Here is a 17,183-nt window from a genome sequence, read left to right as displayed (position 1 = left end):
GTCCGTTACTTGTAATACGAAGTCGTCAACGGCACGAAGAAGCTGCCGCCATCCTTGATCTTCGCATGAACGAACAGCGATTCGTAGCCGCTAATGTCGATCTCGTACGTCTTGAGACCGTCGGCGACCGCAATGGAATCGCTCTTCAGCCTCACGTCGGAATCGCTGTCGGAGACGAAGAATTCTTCGATGTCCTCCCCGATCGCGGCGGTTTGCAGCACGAGCTTCTGGTATTTGCCCTTCGGATAAAGCATGAATCCGTCCGAACGCGCGCCTTTCAAATTGTTAAAGTGGACGTCCTTGTAGTCTTTGCCGTTGTAGCTGGTCGACTGAGGATCCTTCGTGCGCTGACTGCCGCTGTTTCCGTAGCTGTCCGCGATCGGAACGCCAGCGAGCTTCTCGCCCAGAATGACGGTATTCGTCGCGCCGTTATATTCGATGGAGACGCCGAGCGCATTCGAGATCGCCCGAACCGGCAAATACGTGCTGCCGTTGTACGAGATCGGCGCAAGCGCCGCGCCTTTATCGTTCTGCGGCTGGAACGGCTTGCCGTTTACCAGGAATTTCATCGACGGATCGAGAAACGCCTTGATTTGCTGTAGATTGTTACCCGCATATACGCCTGCGCTGGCGCTGAGCAGGAAGATGCCGGCAGCCCCGGCCGCGATCCATTTCTTCTTCATGGTACACGCTCCTATTCGGTGGCATTATGTAAAGATTTGGACATTCAACCTTATCAGCATATCGGATCATCGGGCATGGGACTAGAGGCCGTGGTGCCAACTTTTTGGGAACATATGCCTTAATTTGCGGCAGCGTTCGATTTGCGCAATTGAGACGGCGTGACGCCCTTATACTGCTTGAATAGTTTCGTGAAGTAGTTCGGGTTGTCGCAGCCGATCCGCTCCGCGATCTCGGTCATCGTCATGTCCGTTTCCAGCAGGAACCGTTCGGCTTCGTTGACTTTGCATACGTGGACATATTCGACAAAGGTGCGGCCGGTGAGCTTTTTGAACATTTTGCAGAAATGGTGCAGGCTCATGTTCATCGCGCGGGCGGCATCGGCGACGGAATGCTTGTCCGCATAGCGGGTTTCGAGATCGAGAATTAGCGCCTTGAACCGTTCGCGATTCTGGATGAACGGCCGCGCCCGATGCTCCGGCAGCTGCAGCGGCAGGAAGGCGCGCGCCAGAAGGGTAAGCAGCATGTGCAACTGCGCCTTGACGATCAGGAGGTAGCCCGGCTCCTTGGCCGCGAACTCGGCTGCGGCCTGCTTCAGCAGGCCGTAATGCCGCGCGACGTCCGGATCCGACGCGGATGGCTTGACGGGGAATTGGACGCGGCCTTCCAGATAGGGAAGGACGAATTGGGCATGAATCGGATCATGGACCCAATGCTGGAATAAGGCGCTGTTGAACACGATGGACAGGAACGCGATATCGCCCACGCACGAGCTATAACCGACGTGAAGACCGCCGGCGGGCACGATCAGCACATCGCCGGGGGCGGCTTCATACGGCTGGCTGTCGATATGGAAGACGCCGGTGCCCTGCTGCATGACGATGATCTCGAAATGCTCGTGCCAATGAAGGAAGAGGATTTGTTGGCCGTCCTTCGCATTCGGACAGCGGTTGAAGAAGAACTGAACGGGATGCGTCTTCTCGTCCAGACGGGTATGTTCGCGCAGCTCCTTCGGGTACGTCATCGGACCTTCACCTTTCGCAAAATCGGACTAGTCTTGCACAAGAACGGTAGAGAAATTCCGCATCGGGGCTGACTATACTTACATGAATGAATAGCGGTCATGCGCATAATCAGCGCGGTACCCATGAGACATGACGGGATCAGTCGCGTCGGAGCGCTTCATGCCATGTATACGCATTCATTATATCGGCGGGGGACGAAGCCGACAATTGCAATCTCGTTCGTGGCACCGCGACCCGGGATGGTGACGGCGATATCCGAATGCGGAGAGTGTTGCGAAGTGCTGTCGGAAGAGGGGATCGTTCGAGTTGACGTCTAGTCGCAGCTTCATGATTCTAAGGATGAAAGGGAGCGAAGCGGCTAACGGACAGACGAAGAGGAGCCCTTAAAGTCATCGAAGATGACGAAGGGCCCCTCGCGCGAATGGTTATCGTGTTTGAGTGCGACATAATCGGAGTCATAGCGACACGCATGTCGTAATCGAGCTCGGAATGTGTCGCAAATCCGTACTATCCAACTTTATGACAGAACGTATGCTAGCGGAGGCAGATATGCCGTACGCTTAACCGTCGTCTATCTAAGCTTGGTTCAAATACACCGCTTCGCCCGTGCGAGCGGATTCGTAGAGCGCCTCCAAAATTTGCGAAACGACGAATGCCTGCTCCGGCGTCACGACCGGATCGGTATCCTGCTCGATCGCCTGCAGCCACATGCGCATCTCGACGTCCGCCGCATCCTCGGCCTTACCGGAGTAGAACGCGACGCCGCCCGCCTTCAGGTCGACTTCGGTGACATACAGGCGGCTGTGCTGCTCGCCGTTGATCCGAAGTCCGTCCTTCATGTCGGCGCCGGCTTCGGTGCCGCTCAGCGTGCACTTGGCTTCGTCGACTTCCAGCGTATTGAGCGCCCAGCTCGACTCGAGCATGATGGTCGCGCCGTTCTCCATGACGATCATGCCGAAGGCGGAATCTTCGACCGTGAACTTCGCCGGATCCCAAGGGCCCCAAGCGTTGGCGGCGTTCTCACGCTGCGACAGCTTGTGATAGGACGTCCCGAGCACGAGCTTCGGCTTGTAGTTATCGAGCATCCACAGCGTCAAGTCCAGCGCGTGGGTGCCGATGTCGATCAGCGGCCCGCCGCCTTGCTTCTCTTCGTCGAGGAACACGCCCCACGTCGGCACCGCTCTGCGGCGCACGGCATGCGCTTTCGCGAAATAAATGTCGCCGAGCGCGCCTTCTTCGCATAGCCGCTTCAGGTGAAGACTGTCCGGACGATACCGGTTGTTGTAACCGATCGTCAGCTTCTTGCCGGTCCGCCGGGCCGCTTCGACCATCCGTTTGGCGTCCGCCGCGGTCTTGGCCATCGGCTTCTCGCACATGACGTGCTTGCCGGCTTCGAGCGCCGCGATCGCGATTTCGGCATGGGAGTCGTTCGGCGTACAAACATGGACGATCTCGATCGTCTCGTCCTGCAGCAGTTCCTTATACTGCGCGTAGACCGTCGCGTCATCCGTCCCGTATTTCTCGCAAGCCTGCTCCGCGCGCTCGGCGACGATGTCGCAGAACGCGACCAGCTGCGCGTTGGGCAGCTTGCTCAAGCTCGGCAGATGCTTGCCGTTCGCGATGCCGCCGCAGCCGATAATGCCAATTCGAAAGGTTTGAGTCATGTCCTTCCCATCCCCCTAGTTAGGTTTGTTTGGTAAAGCGCTCTCATGTTCGTTGATCACTCCAAATGTAGCATAGCGCATACGACGCGACTATTACGATTACGCGCAATCCGTACTCTAAAATTACGACAGAAGGAGAATGACGTTGGGAAGCAGAAGATTAAACCATGTCGTAAATTTATAGTCGTCGTGGCGCGTTCATGCATAACATTCGGTCCGAACCTATGATACCTTAACGGTGATGTCGTACATTCATAGATAGGGGCGAGCCAAACATGATTCGAATCGGAAAAATCAGTTATTGGCATGTGCACGCGGAAGAATACACGCAAGCGATCTTGAACCATCCGGGGAGCGAGCTAGCCGCGATCTGGGACGAGAACGCCGAACGCGGGAGGCGGATGGCCGACAAATATGGCGCGCCGTTCGTCTCGTCGCTCGAAGAATTGCTCGGCCGCGACGATATCGACGCCGTCGTCATCGACGCGCCGACCACGAAGCACCGCGACATTATGGTGCAGGCAGCTCGCGCGGGCAAGCATATTTTCACGGAGAAGGTCATCGCGCCGACGCTGCGGGAAGTGAATGACGTACTGAGCGAAGTCCGGAAGGCCGGCGTCCGCATGGCCGTCTCGCTGCCGAGACTATACGATGCCTACACGGTCGCGATTCGCGGCGTGCTGGAATCCGGACGGCTCGGGACGCTGACGCAGGCGCGCGTGCGTTTATCCCACAACGGGGCAACCGCGAATTGGCTGCCGTCGCATTTCTATAACAAGAACGAGACCGCCGGCGGCGCCATGATCGACTTGGGCTGTCATCCGATGTATCTCGTCCGTCTGTTCCTCGGCCAGCCCGAGCAGGTCAGCGCGCAGTACGGCTACGTGACGGGCAAAGACGTCGAGGACAACGCGATCGTGCTGCTCGGCTGCGCGAACGGGGCGATCGGCGTCGTCGAAGCGGGCTTCGTGAACGATCGCTCGCCGTTCTCGATCGAGCTTCACGGTACGAAGGGGACGCTGCTGTACGGGTTGCCGGAGAATAAGCTGCTGGTCAGCAGCCAAGACGGCTGGGAAGAAGTGCCGGTGGGCGACCGCGAGCCGATCGCGTTCCAACAATGGATCGCGCACGTTCAGAACGATACGGAAGCCGAGGAGAACTTGACGTTCGCCCGCGATTTGACCGCATTGATGGAAGCGGCGAATCGGTCCGCCGAATCCGGCCGGTCCGTTCGGTTGGACGAACTCGAACAATAATAATGCGCTTTAATGAATAAAAATACCGTTCGAGCATGCGAATTCGCATCGCGCCATGCTCGGGCGGCGGCAATGCTGTCAGGTTAAGGAAAAACGTCCGATGAAGCTATCTGTGACCTATAGTTGACAGGCTTGTGTTAAAGGACTTACTTCAACACCGACTGAAGCTTTGTCCGTCAGGACAAACGCGTGCCAGCTCGAAGCAACCCGCCGACCGTGAACAAACGTGCCAGCACGAAAAGGGTGTCCAGAGGGCAAAGCCCTTTGGTTCCCCTCAGCGGAGAGGGAAGGGGGAAGGGGGAAGGGGGAAGGGGGAGGGGAAAAAGGTCGGAGCCCTCTTAACCTAACAGCATTGCGGACGACGGAGGGAGAAGGCGATGAAGAAGCAGGAAGAACCCGGATTTGCGGCCGCCAAGGAGCAGCTGCGCCAATACGATTTGTTCACGCGGCTCTGGTCGAATCGGCGCTGGGACGTGCTGGACCGGCTGGACCTGCAATTCCGCTGGGGCGGTTACGGCGTCCGGGTGCTGCGCTGTCATCTGACCGCTTTCTCGCCCGGCCAGACGATCTCGTTCCACCAGCATTCCGAGTACGAGCTGCATTTTATTCCGCAAGGGCGCGGGAAGGTGGCATTCCAACATCACGAGTACGAGCTAAAGGCGGGCATGTTCTACATCACCGGCCCCGGGGTCATGCATCAGCAGTGGTCCGACGAGGCTGAGCCGATGTACGAGTTTTGCCTGCATTGCGACATTCAACCGTTGGAAGATGGCGGGGCGGCGGACGGGACGGCCTGGGGCGAGGCGATCGAGCGCGGCGAAGCGGAGGAATGCGTGCGGCTGCTCGGCAGCTCCTCCGCGATTCCCGTCGCCGACCGGTTCAACGCGATGAGCTGCTTCATGGACGCGTACCGTATTTATGACGAGCAGCGGGTCGGATTCTATACGTCGCTGAAGAGCGCCATTATTCAAATGCTGCTCCGCGCAGTCCGTCCGTTCGCCCCGGCCGAGCAGACCGTGTCGATCCCGGAGCGGGACATGAACGCCCACCGGTATCGGCAGGCGAAGCAATATATGGAGGACAACGCGTCCCGTCCGATAACATTGGAGGAAGTCGCGCTCGCGGCCGGGGTGAGTCCACGGCAGCTGCAGCGGATTTTCGTCCAGGAGGGGAGCCTGTCGTTCCGGGAGGAGCTCGAAGAGATGCGGATGACGCGCATCTGTTCGGACCTTGCCGTCAGCTCGAAGCCGATCGACGCGATCGCGCAGGCGCACGGCTATGCCAACGTGAACTATCTATATCCCGTATTCAAGAAGAAATTCGGCCTGACGCCGGCCGCGTATCGCAAGCGACAGGCGCTAGCCAAGACGAATCCACTCCAGAAGGAGCCATCCGAATGAACAACGTTAGAATCGGAATTATCGGCAGCGGCGGCATCGCCGGCGCGCATGCGGCCGCTTACCGCAAGCTGCCCTTCGTCGAAGTGGTCGCCGTCGCGGATATCGTGCCAGGGCGCGCGGCCGCGTTCATCGAACGTCACGGTCTCGGCGATGTAGCCGCGTACGACAGCCATGACGAGCTGCTTCGTCAAGAGCTCGACGCGGTCAGTATTTGTACCCCCAACGCTTCTCACCACCGGATCGCCGTAGACGCCCTCCGGGCGGGCAAGCAGGTGCTGCTCGAGAAGCCGATGTCGGTCACGCTGCAAGAAGGACTCGAGATGGTCGAAGCATCGCGCGAATCCGGCTGCATGCTGTCCATCGGCTTCCAGCCCCGGTACGACCCGAACATGAAGCTGCTGCAGCGAATCGTGCAGAGCGGCCGGCTGGGCCAGGTGTATTACGCGGAGACGGGCGGCGGCCGCCGCCGCGGCATGCCGGGCGGCACGTTCATTCGCAAGGAGCTGGCCGGCGCAGGCGCGATGGCTGACATCGGCTGCTATTCCCTGGACATGGCGCTGAACACGATGGGTCATCCGCGTCCCGTATCGGTGTCGGCGTTCACGTCGAATCATTTCGGCCGCAATCCGCTTTATCATCGCGAAGCCGACCAGTTCGAAGTCGAGGATTTCGGCTCGGCGATGGTGCGGTTCGAGAACGATATGGTGCTCCAGTTCAAAATTTCGTGGGCGATGCACATGGATTCGCTCGGCTCGACGATGTTCCTCGGCACGGACGCTGGACTGAAGGTGCAGCCGTTCGGAACGGGGCCTTGGTCCGGCGTATGGGACGGCAAGATCGGCGGCATGACGTTGTTCCACGACGAGTTCGGCGGGCATACGACGACCGAGGTGCCGCTAATCGGCCATGACTTGGATCTGTTCTTCGAGAAGGTCAGAGACTTCGCCGAGGCTGTACGCGATGGACGGCCCGCGCCGATTCCAGCCGACGAGATCGTCATCCAGCAGGCGATCATCGACGGGATTCTCCGGTCCGCCGAAGCGAAGCGCGAGGTGTCGGTCGAGCTGCCTTACGGCGTTGGGAGCGAAGCCGGGAATTTGGCAGACGATCAAGCCGCGAGCTGATCGGGCGCCGAATAAGGGAAGGAACCGTTAGCGGCGGCTATATTGACTTAAGGCAGCAGCTCCGCGATAGAAGATGGCCCCTGTGCCATCGGTTAAATGCGCCGAAACGGCGCTTCGAACCGAGGCGAAGGGGCTTTTGCTTAACTTGGTTATTGACAGACAATTCCCGCGCATGCGAAAATGTACGCGCGTACATAAAAGTTCATTCAGCATATTGAAGGCGGAGGAATACCTATTAACAGAAAAGAAGTGGCCAGGCTCGCCGGCGTATCCGAAGCGACCGTATCCCGGGTGCTGAACGGCGTCGGCCCGATCAAAGAGCAGACGAGAGCGCGCGTCATGGAGGCCGCGAAGGCGCTTAATTACGTGCCGAGCGCCCTCGCGCAGGGCTTCGCCCGCAAGCGCAGCGGCAATCTGGGCGTCATCCTGCCGCTGTTGCCGAAGGTGAATCTGTTCTCCACGCATTACTTCTCGGAGCTGCTTAGCGGCATCGGCGCGACGGCGAGGCGGTACGGCTACGATCTGCTCCTCCTGTTCCGCGAGCCTGACGAGCCGCGCGAATACGAGCGGCTGTTCCAGGCGCAGAAGATCGACGCCTGTCTCATCCTCGGCGCGCAGGACGTCGAGCCCGAACGCCTTGCGCTGGCGGAGCTGGCCGCGGCCGGCCGGCAATTTTGCCTGGTGAGCCAGCGGTTCGAGGGAGCCGGCTACAATACGGTGGATGCGGATCATCGCGAAGGCACGCGCGCGGCGGTCCATCATTTGCTGGATCGGGGCTATTCCCGGATCTGGTTCCTGAACGGGCCGTCATCGTATTCGAACAGCGCGGATCGGTTGCAAGGGTATCAAGAAGCGATGCTGGAGCGCGGCGCGTCGTTCGAACCGGGGCATGTGCTAATCGGCAATTACAGCCGAACGAGCGGTTATCGGCTGTCGGCCGAAATCGAGCGGCGCATCCGCTCGGGCGAGGCGGACGCGATCGTGGCGGGCAGCGACCGGATGGCGATCGGCGTGCTTCAAGGATTGAAGGAGAAAGGGCTGCTCGCCGGGCGCGATTACGGTCTCGTCGGCTGCGACGATTCTGAAGGGGCGAAGCTGACCGAGCCGATGCTATCCTCGGTCGCGGTGCCTTTCTACGAGATGGGGTGCCAGGCCGCGGATCAATTGCTTGCCCCGCTCGCCAAGGGAGAGACGTCGTCGTCCTTCCAGCTGAAGCTGCCTGTCGAGCTGATCGCGCGAGGTTCGTCGGGCGGTTAGCGTCATTCATTGCCGTTCGGGCAAAAGCAGGAAACAATCATTCATTGCACATCCATTTTCCAAGCGAAGAAAGGTGGAGCTGCCACATGAAATCCGTTAACGTCGGCATGGTCGGCTATAAATTTATGGGCAAGGCGCACAGCAACGCGTACCGCGCGGTTCCGATGTTCTTCCCGCAGTCGGCAAAGCCGGTCATGAAAGCGATTTGCGGCCGCGACGCGGACGCGCTGGAAGCGGCGCGCGCGCAATTCGGGTGGGAGAGCGCGGAGACAAACTGGCGAGAGCTGGTGAAGCGTGCCGATATCGATCTGATCGACATCAACGCACCGAGCGACGCGCACAAGGAGATCGCGCTGGCCGCGGCCGCCGAAGGCAAGCATATTTTCTGCGAGAAACCGCTTGCCCTGACGCTGGCCGACAGCATCGAGATGTTGAAGGCGGCCGAAGCCGCTGGCGTCAAGCATATGGTCGGCTTCAACTACCGGTTCGCGCCGGCGGTGCAGCTGGCGAAGAAGCTCATTGCCGAGGGGCGCATCGGGGAGATTTATCACTTCCGCGGCTGGTTCCTGCAGGACTGGATTCTCGATCCGAGCTTCCCGCTCGTCTGGCGGCTGCAGAAGGAGATCGCCGGTTCCGGCTCCCATGGCGACCTTGGCGCGCACGTCATTGATCTGGCCCGCTACCTGGTCGGCGAATTTCGCGAAGTCATCGGCATGAGCGAGACATTCGTCAAGGAACGTCCGCTGCCGACCGCGATGGCGGGCTTGTCGGCCAAGGGCGACAAGGACGCGCCGCGCGGCGCGGTTACCGTCGACGACGCGACGCTGTTCCTGTCCCGTTTCGAGAACGGAGCGCTCGGCAGCATCGAAGCAACGCGGTTCGCCGCCGGCCATCGCTGTACGAACGCGTTCGAGATCAACGGCAGCAAAGGCAGCATCAAGTTCGATTTTGAACGGGTGAACGAGCTGCAGGTTTACTTTACGGACGATGCGGATGACGTGCAGGGCTTCCGGCGCGTGCTGGCGACCGACGCGTCGCATGCTTACATGGATGCGTGGTGGCCGGCCGGTCATACGATCGGGTACGAGCACACGTTCACGCACGAGGTCGTCGAGCTGATGGAAGCGATAGCCGAAGACCGCCCGGCTTCGCCGAGCTTCGTCGACGGGGTGGCATGCCAAGCCGTGCTGGAAGCCGTGGACCGCTCCATCGCGGAGCGCCGCTGGGTATCGTTAAGCGAATTCGAGGAAAGCAGGTAGATGCGGATATGCGGAATGCGTTGATCGTGTGGGGCGGATGGGACGGCCATCAGCCGAAAGAAGTAGGCGAGATTTTCGCGGATTTGCTGCGCAAAGAATCGTTCGACGTGACGGTAAGCGATTCGCTGGACGCGTTCGCCGACGCGGAGCTGATGGCGAAGCAGGATCTGATCGTGCCGGTGTGGACGATGGGGACGATTACGAAGGAGCAGCTGAAGCCGCTGCTCGATGCGGTGAATGGCGGCTGCGGCATCGCGGGCTGTCACGGCGGCATGGGCGACTCGTTCCGCAACGAAGTCGAATTCCAGCATATGGTCGGCGGCCAGTGGGTGGCGCATCCGGGCAATGACGGCGTGCGGTATATGGTGAACATGGTCAGCGAGGACGAACCGCTGACGGCCGGCATCGGCGATTTCGAAGTGTGTTCGGAGCAGTATTACATGCACGTCGATCCGGCGATCAAAGTCCACGCGACGACTTCGTTCGGCGACGTGAAGATGCCGGTCGTCTGGACGAAGACGTGGGGCAGCGGGCGCGTCTATTATAACTCGCTCGGTCATCAGGCGGACATCGTGGCGATGCCGCAGACGCTCGAACTGATGCGTCGGGGATTCCTGTGGGCGGCAAGAGGGTAGCGAAGCAGCGAGCGGATCGATAAGCGAATGGAGGAATTCACGCATGAAACCGATTAAGACGGGCATTATCGGCTGCGGGAACATTAGCCGGATTTATTTTACGAATTTGCTGGAATACCCCGAGATCGATCTTGTCGCCGCGGCCGATCTGGATCTCGAACGCGCGCGGGAGCGGGCGGAAGAATACGGCATCGCGAAGGCGTATACGGTCGACGAGCTGCTGGCCGATCCGGAGATCGAGATCGTCGTGAACTTGACGATTCCCGCGGCGCACGCTTCGATCTGCAAGCGCGCGCTCGAAGCCGGGAAGCACGTCTACGTCGAGAAGCCGCTCGCCGTTACGCGCGAGGAAGGCCTCGAAGTGCTGGCGCTTGCGGCGGAGAAGGGGCTGCGCGTCGCCAGCGCGCCCGAGACGTTCCTCGGCGGCGGCATCCAGACATGCCGGAAGCTGATCGACGAAGGCGCGATCGGCCAGCCGGTCTCCGTCTCCGGGTTCATGCTGGGCGGAGGCCACGAGAGCTGGCATCCGGATCCGGAATTCTATTACGCCATCGGCGGCGGACCGATGTTCGATATGGGACCGTATTATTTGACGGCGTTCGTGACGCTGCTCGGTCCGATCCGTCGCGTCACCGGCAGCGCGGTGATTACGTATCCGGAGCGCACGATCACGAGCGAGAAGAAGCGGGGACAGACGATTAAGGTCGAGACGCCGACCCACTTGGCGGGCGTGCTGGATTTTGCTAACGGCGCGGTCGGTACGCTGATCACGAGCTTCGACGCGAAGGCGGGGACGTCGCTGCCGAACATCGAGATTCACGGCAGCGCGGGCACGCTGCTCGTGCCGGACCCGAACAACTTCGGCGGCACCGTGAAGCTGCGCCGCGCGGGCGGCGACTGGGAAGAGATCCCGCTGACGCACGGCTACACGCACAACAACCGCGGCATCGGCGTGGCGGACATGGCCCGCGCGATCGCGGATAATCGCCCGCACCGCGCCAGCGGCGAGATGGCGTATCACGTGCTGGAGGCGATGCACGGCATTCACGATGCGTCGCGAGACGGCGTGCACTACATCATGGAGAGCAGCTGCGCGCGCCCGGAACCGATGCCGGCGCTGGCGGTGCAAGGAAGCTGATTTTATTGGAAGAGCCCTTCTTGGCGAAGGGCTCTTTTGTATGAGGAGGGGAGGGAGGGAATGAAGTATTGAATGAGCGAGTACCGCGCGGAAGTGGCGCAAATAGTGGCGTGCAGCCGACTAGCGCGGCGGCAGCCACACGACAACAACAGAAAAAGCCGGCTCGGTCAGCGACCGGCCAGCTCTTATATGTCTCATCATTTGTTCGCGAACGCGAGGTTAGCTAGCTCGCTCCGATTGCAACGTACCGCCTACAGCACGCCGTTCTCGCGGAAGAACCGCAAGCAGATCTCGGCGCTCTCCAGCGACGACGAAGCGAATTCTTCCTGCTCGACGATGTAGTAACGGACGCCCGCGTCTTCCGCGATCGCCAGCACGCTCTTCAGGTCGACCGAGCCCGTCCCGACTTCGGTGTCCTTGCGGCCGTCGCCGAAATCCTTGAAATGAGCAAGCGGCACGCGTCCCGCGTATTTGTTCACGTATTCGGACGGATTGTGGCCGGCGACATGCACCCAGCCCAGGTCGAACTCGGCGATGAGGTATTCGGCCGGCACCAGCTCCAGCAGATGATCGATGACCGGCTTGCCTTCGACGAGGCGGAATTCGAAGTCGTGGTTGTGGTAGCCGAACCGAAGTCCCGCTGCCGTCACTTGTTTGCCGGCTTGTTCCAACGTGGCGGCCAGCTGCTTCACATCGTCCAACGTCGGGCTATCCGGCAAAGGCGCCCACGGCACGACGAGATACGAGAGGCCGATTTCCTTGGCATAGTCGATTTGCTTGGCCAGATCGGTCCACATGTTCTCCGGTTCCTTAAAATTCAAGCCGACATGCGCGGACGGCGCCTCCAGCTTCAATTCTTCTAAAAGCGCTTTCAACTCTGCAGCGGGCGTGTTGTAATACCCCGCAAACTCGACGGCCCGATAGCCCATTGCGGCCACTTTCCGAATGGTACCTAGAAAATCCTTCTCTGTTTGGTCACGCAGCGTGTACAACTGTAAACCTACTACCGGTTTGGCCATGCTTAGTTCACTCCTGAGCATTAGATTGGAAATTCCTGCTTCTCTCCTCATTATAGCGTGTCTATCTGGGCAAACGAGGGAAGCATTGGGGAAAATATTATGGTTTATTGCTCATTATCCTGCGAGGGTAACCATGACCAACCGCGACAAATACCCCCGTCTGTACCTGGCGAACCTTCGCCGATCAGAAGGGGGTGTCGTGACGTACATCTTGAATCAGCCGTGCACGAGTTGCGCTTAAGGCAAGCGCTCCTTGTACTCGTCCGAACGATTCAACGTATCCGTAAGTTCTGGCTTAACCGGTACGGGGACGCTATCGCCTTCGAAGCTATGCGCGCCGGCCGTCTGTTTCTCCAACGCGCGTATCCGACGGGTCAGTTTGTATTGACGCACGATGCCGAACAGGCCGACAGCCAGTCCTCCGAACAGCGCCGATCCGATAATAACCAGAATCAACGGCACATTCGATTGTCCCCACACGTAGTCGACGGGTACGGCTTCCACGTTGACGACGGCGAAGAGCGCGATGAGCAGCGCAAAAATAAACGCGACGATGATCGACGCCTGTACTTTCATGTTCATCCTCCTGACGATGCGCATCTACTTTAACCTTATCCTTTTCGCTTACCTTTCAATCAAAGCACATCGCCAAAAAAAGAACAACCTCTGACGCGCGTACGCACATCAAAGGTTGTAACTCGCAACGGCCTTGCACAACCCCCGAAGTCCGAGTTTTCATATGCCGCTACCGGCTGACGAAAGCCCGGAAGTCCGTCATCTTCAGTTTCCGCACCTTCTTGGCTAGCAGCTCCCGGTCGCGCACCTTCCACGTATGCGCCATGCGATCCTCCTGACGGATCGCGGAGAAGTTATAGCGGCTGCCGGAGTAGATCGAATAGCCGCTGGCCCGCGCTTCCGCGCAAAACCGAACGCATTCGCCGCGATTCACGTCCTGGAAGCGGACTTTCCGCAATACGCGGCGCTTGAACAGCAGCGTCGCCCCCTGCACCTGCCGGGCAGGGCGGTTCTCCATGCGGCGATAGCGGAGCAGAAGCAAGGATCGGCCGCTCAAATACATATAATGCGCGCGCTTGCCGACGATATCCGCGTCCGTTCGACGCAGCGTGTCCACGCTCTCCGCCAGGTAGTTCGGGGCGTAATAATCGTCGTCGTCGAATTTGGCGATCAACTCGTAACGAGCAAGACTCGCGGCGTAATTCAGACATGCACCGAGCGACGTTTCTTTCGGCAGAGAGGCAATACGAATATTCGGATCGTCGCGGGTGGCACGGTAATAGTCGTCCAGGTTATGTTCGTCATGATTAATGAGGATGATCAGTTCTTTGGAGGCGTAACGCTGACGGGCATAGTTGTCGACCAAGTTGTGCAGGAACTCCGGACGCTTCGTACAAGTGAGGATGGAAACAGCCGGTGTCCGGCCGGTGGATCGAGAGGCGGTCATTCATTCCACGCCTTTGGGCCGGCGCTGCACGAATTTTTTGTAGCGGCGGACGTTCGGAATACGTTTATGATGCTTCAGCAGCGTCTTGTCGCTAATAATCCATGTATGATTCGATGAATTTCTGCGCCGGACCGCCGTGAAATTGGATTTGCCGCCCGAATAGACGACGTAGCCGAGCCGGCGGCAGCGCAGGCAGAACTGGTCGTCCTCGCCGACGCTAATGTTCGGGAAACGAACGCGCAGCGCTACTTTGCGCTTCATGATCAGCGTGGCGCCCGGCAGCATTGCGACTTTTCGGTGTTCATCTTGCGGGAAGCGGTGAATGAGGGTGCGGGAGCCTTTCAAATACATATAGTGCGAGCGTTTGCCGATTACGTCCGCGCCGGAATCCCTGAAAGTGAGAAGTCCCTCGCTCAAATAGTAAGGCGCGTAATAATCGTCGTCGTCAAATTTGGCCACATAACCGTATCGGGCTTGCTGCACCGCGTAATTCAAGCAAAAGCCAAGCGAACGATTCCCAGGCTGCCGATAGATGCGCACGTTGCCTAATTCGCGTGCGATTTTCACGTACGGGGCAAGCGATATCCGATCATCGTTAACGACCAGAATGAGTTCCTTCCTTGCGTGCCGCTGTCTTGCGAAATTGCGGAAAAGATTGTCGATATAGGCCGCGCGGTTGGTGCACGTCACGACGGATACGCCAAGCTGCGCGAGCTGCTCCCGTAGTCGGTCATTCATGATATCGGTCCCCTTGTGTCGTTAGATTCTAGTACTACCATATGTCGTAGAAGCAGGGGGGCAACGGCTTTTATACTAGATTCTAAGTTTCGGGAGACATCATCGGAGGGGTGGTCGGGGCATCATATTACAAAGCGGACCCCCGGATTATACCGGGAGTCCGCTTGCTGGTTCGCGTGACGAATGACGGTTCACTCTGCACCGACGACTTGATTGCGGCCTTCTTGCTTGGCGCGGTACAGCATCCGGTCCGCCAGATCGACAAGATCGCCGGGATCGCGGTCTGGTGTGGGGTGAAGGCTGGCCGCGCCGATGCTGACCGTGACCTGATCGCTTACATTGGATTTCGCATGCGGGATGGCCAGCTCCTCGACGCCGGATCGGTAGAAGGCAGCCGTACGCAGCGCCGCTTCTAGACCTGCGCGCGGCAGCAGCATGACGAATTCTTCGCCGCCGTAACGGGCGGCCAGCGCTCCTTTCCCAGCTTCGGCGGCCGCATGCTCCAGCGCTTGCGCCACCTGTTTCAGACATTGGTCTCCTTCGGGATGCCCGTACGTATCGTTGAAGTTCTTGAAGAAATCGATGTCGCTCAGGATAATCGCGATCGGCGTGCGGTCCTGTATGGCAAGTTCCCAGGCATCCTTCAGCATATGTTCAAAATGTCTCCGGTTCGCAATGCCCGTCAATCCGTCGCGCACCGCGAGATCGGTCAACAGCTGGTTAGCTTCCTCAAGTTTTAGCTGCGCTAGTTTGCGCTCGGTCACGTCGCGGACGATAAGCATGACGCCGACTTGATCGTGGTAGGGGATGGCCGCGACCGACAGCTCCACGTCGATGAGACTGCCGTCGATTCGAATGTACCGGCTTTCCCAGTTTTCGAGCGGATCGCTCTCCAGCGTCACGAACTGCAGCGCGTACCTGACTTTATCCCGGTCTTCCTCGTGGACGAAATCGACCACTTCGCGGCCGATGATTTCGTTCTCGTCCGAGGCGCCGATCAGCCGCATCGCCTGTGCGTTAACGAAGCCGATGCGTCCCGCCGTGACGACGACAATCGCCTCCGGACTGAGCTCGATCAATCTGCGGTGCCGAAGCTCGCTCTCCCGCAGCTCTTTCTCGACCAGCTTGCGGGCGGTCACATCCCGCAAAATACCGATAAACAAGATAAAGCCGGCGCTGCCATGGATATTCAAGGTCAGCTCTAACGGAAATTCTGTGCCGTTCTTGCGCAAGCCGACCATTTCGACCAGCTGATTCATGAGCTTGGACGTGCCGGCAGCCGCCGCGCGTTCATAGCCGGCGGTGTGCGCCTGACGGAACCGTTCGGGCATGATCATCGTAAGCGACTGCCCGGCCGTTTCTTCCGGCGTGTAGCCGAACATGCGCTCCGCGCCGCGGTTCCAGTGAATGATCCGGCCGGATTCATCCGCAATGACGATGGCGTCCGATGTCGCCTCGCTCACGATTTCAAAGTTGGCTTCGGCGTTCTTGTGGGCGATGCCCATGCCGATCAGCGGATTCAAGAAGGTGAAGACCGTTTGATCCGACTCCGTGAACGTCCCGGGCTTGGTTGCGCCGATATTGACGAGGGCTACCGCCTTATCGCCATGGTAGAAGGGAATGTGGACGGAAGAACGTACGCCTTGGCGGTAGAGTTCATCTTCGATTTGACTGTGCGGGCGGTGCCGGTTCCAGTCCGAATGGAAGGCCGATTTTCCGATCCGCAGGGCATCGAACCCTTCGGTTTCGTCCGGAACGACGCGTTTCACATGCTCGTATTCGCCGTTCGCAACGCGCAGGGCCAGCATCATCTGCCCCTGCTGCACGATGAAGATCGTCCCGAATTCCGCGCCGAACAGCTCCATCAGCCGCTTGAGCGTAACCGCGTAAATTTCGGAGGCATCCGTCGTCTCGTAATAAGCGGACGCGAGCGAGGTGAAGGCCGACTTGATCCTGTGCTCCTCATTGACCCGCTGCTGCAATCCGAGCACGAGCATGCTGTAAATGCCGCACGAAGAAATAAAGAGAATATAAGACGGGAGGGTCTCCGAAGCCAGCACTGTCAATTGGAAGTAAAGGGTGATGACGCTGATGGTCAGCGTAGCGCCGATCATCAGGAGCCACTTCACGGTGTGGCGGTGTACCTGGGTGCTGATCCACCCCGTCGCAACGGCCATGAGGAACGCGCTGACGATGGCCATGTAGGCAGCCGTGCTTACGCCGAAATACACAATGCGAAACAGGGCGATCATCATGGCGGTGATGATCGCAGCGGGTATTCCGCCGAAATTGGCGGCCATGATGATCGCGATTTGCCTGGCATCGAGCAGGACGTTATTACTAATAGGGATGCTGAAGAGCATAAGCAGGATTCCGATGGACCCGCCGATGACCCCGATGAACAGTCGCCGAATGAACGGCCGAACGTCGGTGAACTTACGCAGCAGCCAACCGCCGAGCAGTACCTCGATCGTCAAGACCGCGAAATTATTGAATAAATGTTGGATCATGCCGCACCTCATGCT

The 17,183-nt window shown here is 59.2% G+C and carries 15 protein-coding genes; 7 read left to right on the top strand and 8 right to left on the bottom strand.

Annotated features, from left to right (window positions below):
- Nucleotides 1-5: 5 nt before the first annotated feature.
- From BCM02_RS04595 to BCM02_RS04585, 3 genes are all read right to left on the bottom strand, one after another.
- Complete coding sequence (locus BCM02_RS04595) at nt 6-683, bottom strand: stalk domain-containing protein (protein WP_148927834.1); 678 nt, start codon at nt 681-683, stop codon at nt 6-8.
- A 119-nt stretch (nt 684-802) separates the two neighbouring features.
- Nucleotides 803-1,705, bottom strand: a complete 903-nt coding sequence (locus BCM02_RS04590; protein WP_148927833.1) for a helix-turn-helix transcriptional regulator — start codon at nt 1,703-1,705, stop codon at nt 803-805.
- 576 nt (nt 1,706-2,281) lie between these two features.
- A complete protein-coding gene (locus tag BCM02_RS04585) occupies nt 2,282-3,370 on the bottom strand; it encodes a Gfo/Idh/MocA family protein (protein WP_148927832.1) in 1,089 nt (362 codons plus the stop codon).
- 275 nt (nt 3,371-3,645) lie between these two features.
- On the opposite strand from BCM02_RS04585, the gene BCM02_RS04580 reads away from it, so the two are divergent.
- The 7 genes from BCM02_RS04580 to BCM02_RS04550 all read left to right on the top strand — a co-directional run bounded on the left by BCM02_RS04580 (nt 3,646) and on the right by BCM02_RS04550 (nt 11,439).
- On the top strand, nt 3,646-4,626 hold the full coding sequence (locus BCM02_RS04580; RefSeq protein WP_148927831.1) for a Gfo/Idh/MocA family protein: 981 nt from the start codon (nt 3,646-3,648) through the stop codon (nt 4,624-4,626).
- 377 nt (nt 4,627-5,003) lie between these two features.
- Nucleotides 5,004-6,026, top strand: a complete 1,023-nt coding sequence (locus BCM02_RS04575) for an AraC family transcriptional regulator (protein ID WP_148927830.1) — start codon at nt 5,004-5,006, stop codon at nt 6,024-6,026.
- Nucleotides 6,023-7,150 (top strand): Gfo/Idh/MocA family protein, encoded by a 1,128-nt coding sequence (locus tag BCM02_RS04570; protein ID WP_148927829.1) that lies wholly within the window; start codon nt 6,023-6,025, stop codon nt 7,148-7,150. Before BCM02_RS04575 ends, BCM02_RS04570 begins: the two co-directional genes overlap by 4 nt.
- 249 nt (nt 7,151-7,399) lie before the next feature.
- Nucleotides 7,400-8,407: a LacI family DNA-binding transcriptional regulator gene (locus tag BCM02_RS04565; RefSeq protein ID WP_246183193.1), complete on the top strand. Its 1,008-nt coding sequence runs from the start codon at nt 7,400-7,402 to the stop codon at nt 8,405-8,407.
- Nucleotides 8,408-8,493: 86 nt separating this feature from the next.
- On the top strand, nt 8,494-9,666 hold the full coding sequence (locus BCM02_RS04560) for a Gfo/Idh/MocA family protein (protein WP_148927827.1): 1,173 nt from the start codon (nt 8,494-8,496) through the stop codon (nt 9,664-9,666).
- A gap of 8 nt (nt 9,667-9,674) precedes the next feature.
- A complete protein-coding gene (locus tag BCM02_RS04555) occupies nt 9,675-10,301 on the top strand; it encodes a ThuA domain-containing protein (RefSeq protein WP_148927826.1) in 627 nt (208 codons plus the stop codon).
- Nucleotides 10,302-10,344: 43 nt separating this feature from the next.
- Nucleotides 10,345-11,439, top strand: coding sequence for a Gfo/Idh/MocA family protein (locus BCM02_RS04550; RefSeq protein WP_148927825.1), 1,095 nt, complete (start codon nt 10,345-10,347; stop codon nt 11,437-11,439).
- A gap of 251 nt (nt 11,440-11,690) precedes the next feature.
- Here BCM02_RS04550 and BCM02_RS04545 read toward each other — a convergent pair whose 3' ends face one another.
- The 5 genes from BCM02_RS04545 to BCM02_RS04525 all read right to left on the bottom strand — a co-directional run bounded on the left by BCM02_RS04545 (nt 11,691) and on the right by BCM02_RS04525 (nt 17,168).
- Nucleotides 11,691-12,458: a sugar phosphate isomerase/epimerase family protein gene (locus BCM02_RS04545; RefSeq protein ID WP_148927824.1), complete on the bottom strand. Its 768-nt coding sequence runs from the start codon at nt 12,456-12,458 to the stop codon at nt 11,691-11,693.
- A 237-nt stretch (nt 12,459-12,695) separates the two neighbouring features.
- Entirely contained in the window at nt 12,696-13,034 is a 339-nt protein-coding gene (locus BCM02_RS04540; RefSeq protein WP_187434017.1) for a LapA family protein, read from the bottom strand.
- A gap of 169 nt (nt 13,035-13,203) precedes the next feature.
- The gene (locus BCM02_RS04535; RefSeq protein ID WP_148927822.1) at nt 13,204-13,920 is read right to left on the bottom strand and encodes a glycosyltransferase family 2 protein; all 717 of its coding nucleotides are present in this window, start codon (nt 13,918-13,920) and stop codon (nt 13,204-13,206) included.
- Complete coding sequence (locus BCM02_RS04530) at nt 13,921-14,658, bottom strand: glycosyltransferase family 2 protein (RefSeq protein ID WP_148927821.1); 738 nt, start codon at nt 14,656-14,658, stop codon at nt 13,921-13,923.
- 191 nt (nt 14,659-14,849) lie between these two features.
- Entirely contained in the window at nt 14,850-17,168 is a 2,319-nt protein-coding gene (locus tag BCM02_RS04525) for a diguanylate cyclase domain-containing protein (protein ID WP_187434016.1), read from the bottom strand.
- Between the last annotated feature and the right edge of the window lie 15 nt (nt 17,169-17,183).

This window comes from Paenibacillus methanolicus, from assembly GCF_008124765.1.
Classification (GTDB): Bacteria; Bacillota; Bacilli; order Paenibacillales; family Paenibacillaceae; genus Paenibacillus_Z; species Paenibacillus_Z methanolicus.
Note: the sequence above shows the minus strand (reverse complement) of the source record. Positions and strands in the feature narration are given on the sequence as shown.

What these genes read in the sequence shown, in the direction of transcription:
- BCM02_RS04560 (WP_148927827.1), top strand. Translation starts at nt 8,494, where the DNA reads ATGAAATCCGTTAACGTCGGCATGGTCGGCTATAAATTTATGGGCAAG.
- BCM02_RS04530 (WP_148927821.1), bottom strand. Translation starts at nt 14,658, where the DNA reads ATGAATGACCGACTACGGGAGCAGCTCGCGCAGCTTGGCGTATCCGTC.
- BCM02_RS04540 (WP_187434017.1), bottom strand. Translation starts at nt 13,034, where the DNA reads ATGAAAGTACAGGCGTCGATCATCGTCGCGTTTATTTTTGCGCTGCTC.
- BCM02_RS04525 (WP_187434016.1), bottom strand. Translation starts at nt 17,168, where the DNA reads ATGATCCAACATTTATTCAATAATTTCGCGGTCTTGACGATCGAGGTA.
- BCM02_RS04570 (WP_148927829.1), top strand. Translation starts at nt 6,023, where the DNA reads ATGAACAACGTTAGAATCGGAATTATCGGCAGCGGCGGCATCGCCGGC.
- BCM02_RS04580 (WP_148927831.1), top strand. Translation starts at nt 3,646, where the DNA reads ATGATTCGAATCGGAAAAATCAGTTATTGGCATGTGCACGCGGAAGAA.
- BCM02_RS04550 (WP_148927825.1), top strand. Translation starts at nt 10,345, where the DNA reads ATGAAACCGATTAAGACGGGCATTATCGGCTGCGGGAACATTAGCCGG.
- BCM02_RS04555 (WP_148927826.1), top strand. Translation starts at nt 9,675, where the DNA reads ATGCGGAATGCGTTGATCGTGTGGGGCGGATGGGACGGCCATCAGCCG.
- BCM02_RS04545 (WP_148927824.1), bottom strand. Translation starts at nt 12,458, where the DNA reads ATGGCCAAACCGGTAGTAGGTTTACAGTTGTACACGCTGCGTGACCAA.
- BCM02_RS04575 (WP_148927830.1), top strand. Translation starts at nt 5,004, where the DNA reads ATGAAGAAGCAGGAAGAACCCGGATTTGCGGCCGCCAAGGAGCAGCTG.
- BCM02_RS04535 (WP_148927822.1), bottom strand. Translation starts at nt 13,920, where the DNA reads ATGACCGCCTCTCGATCCACCGGCCGGACACCGGCTGTTTCCATCCTC.
- BCM02_RS04585 (WP_148927832.1), bottom strand. Translation starts at nt 3,370, where the DNA reads ATGACTCAAACCTTTCGAATTGGCATTATCGGCTGCGGCGGCATCGCG.
- BCM02_RS04590 (WP_148927833.1), bottom strand. Translation starts at nt 1,705, where the DNA reads ATGACGTACCCGAAGGAGCTGCGCGAACATACCCGTCTGGACGAGAAG.
- BCM02_RS04595 (WP_148927834.1), bottom strand. Translation starts at nt 683, where the DNA reads ATGAAGAAGAAATGGATCGCGGCCGGGGCTGCCGGCATCTTCCTGCTC.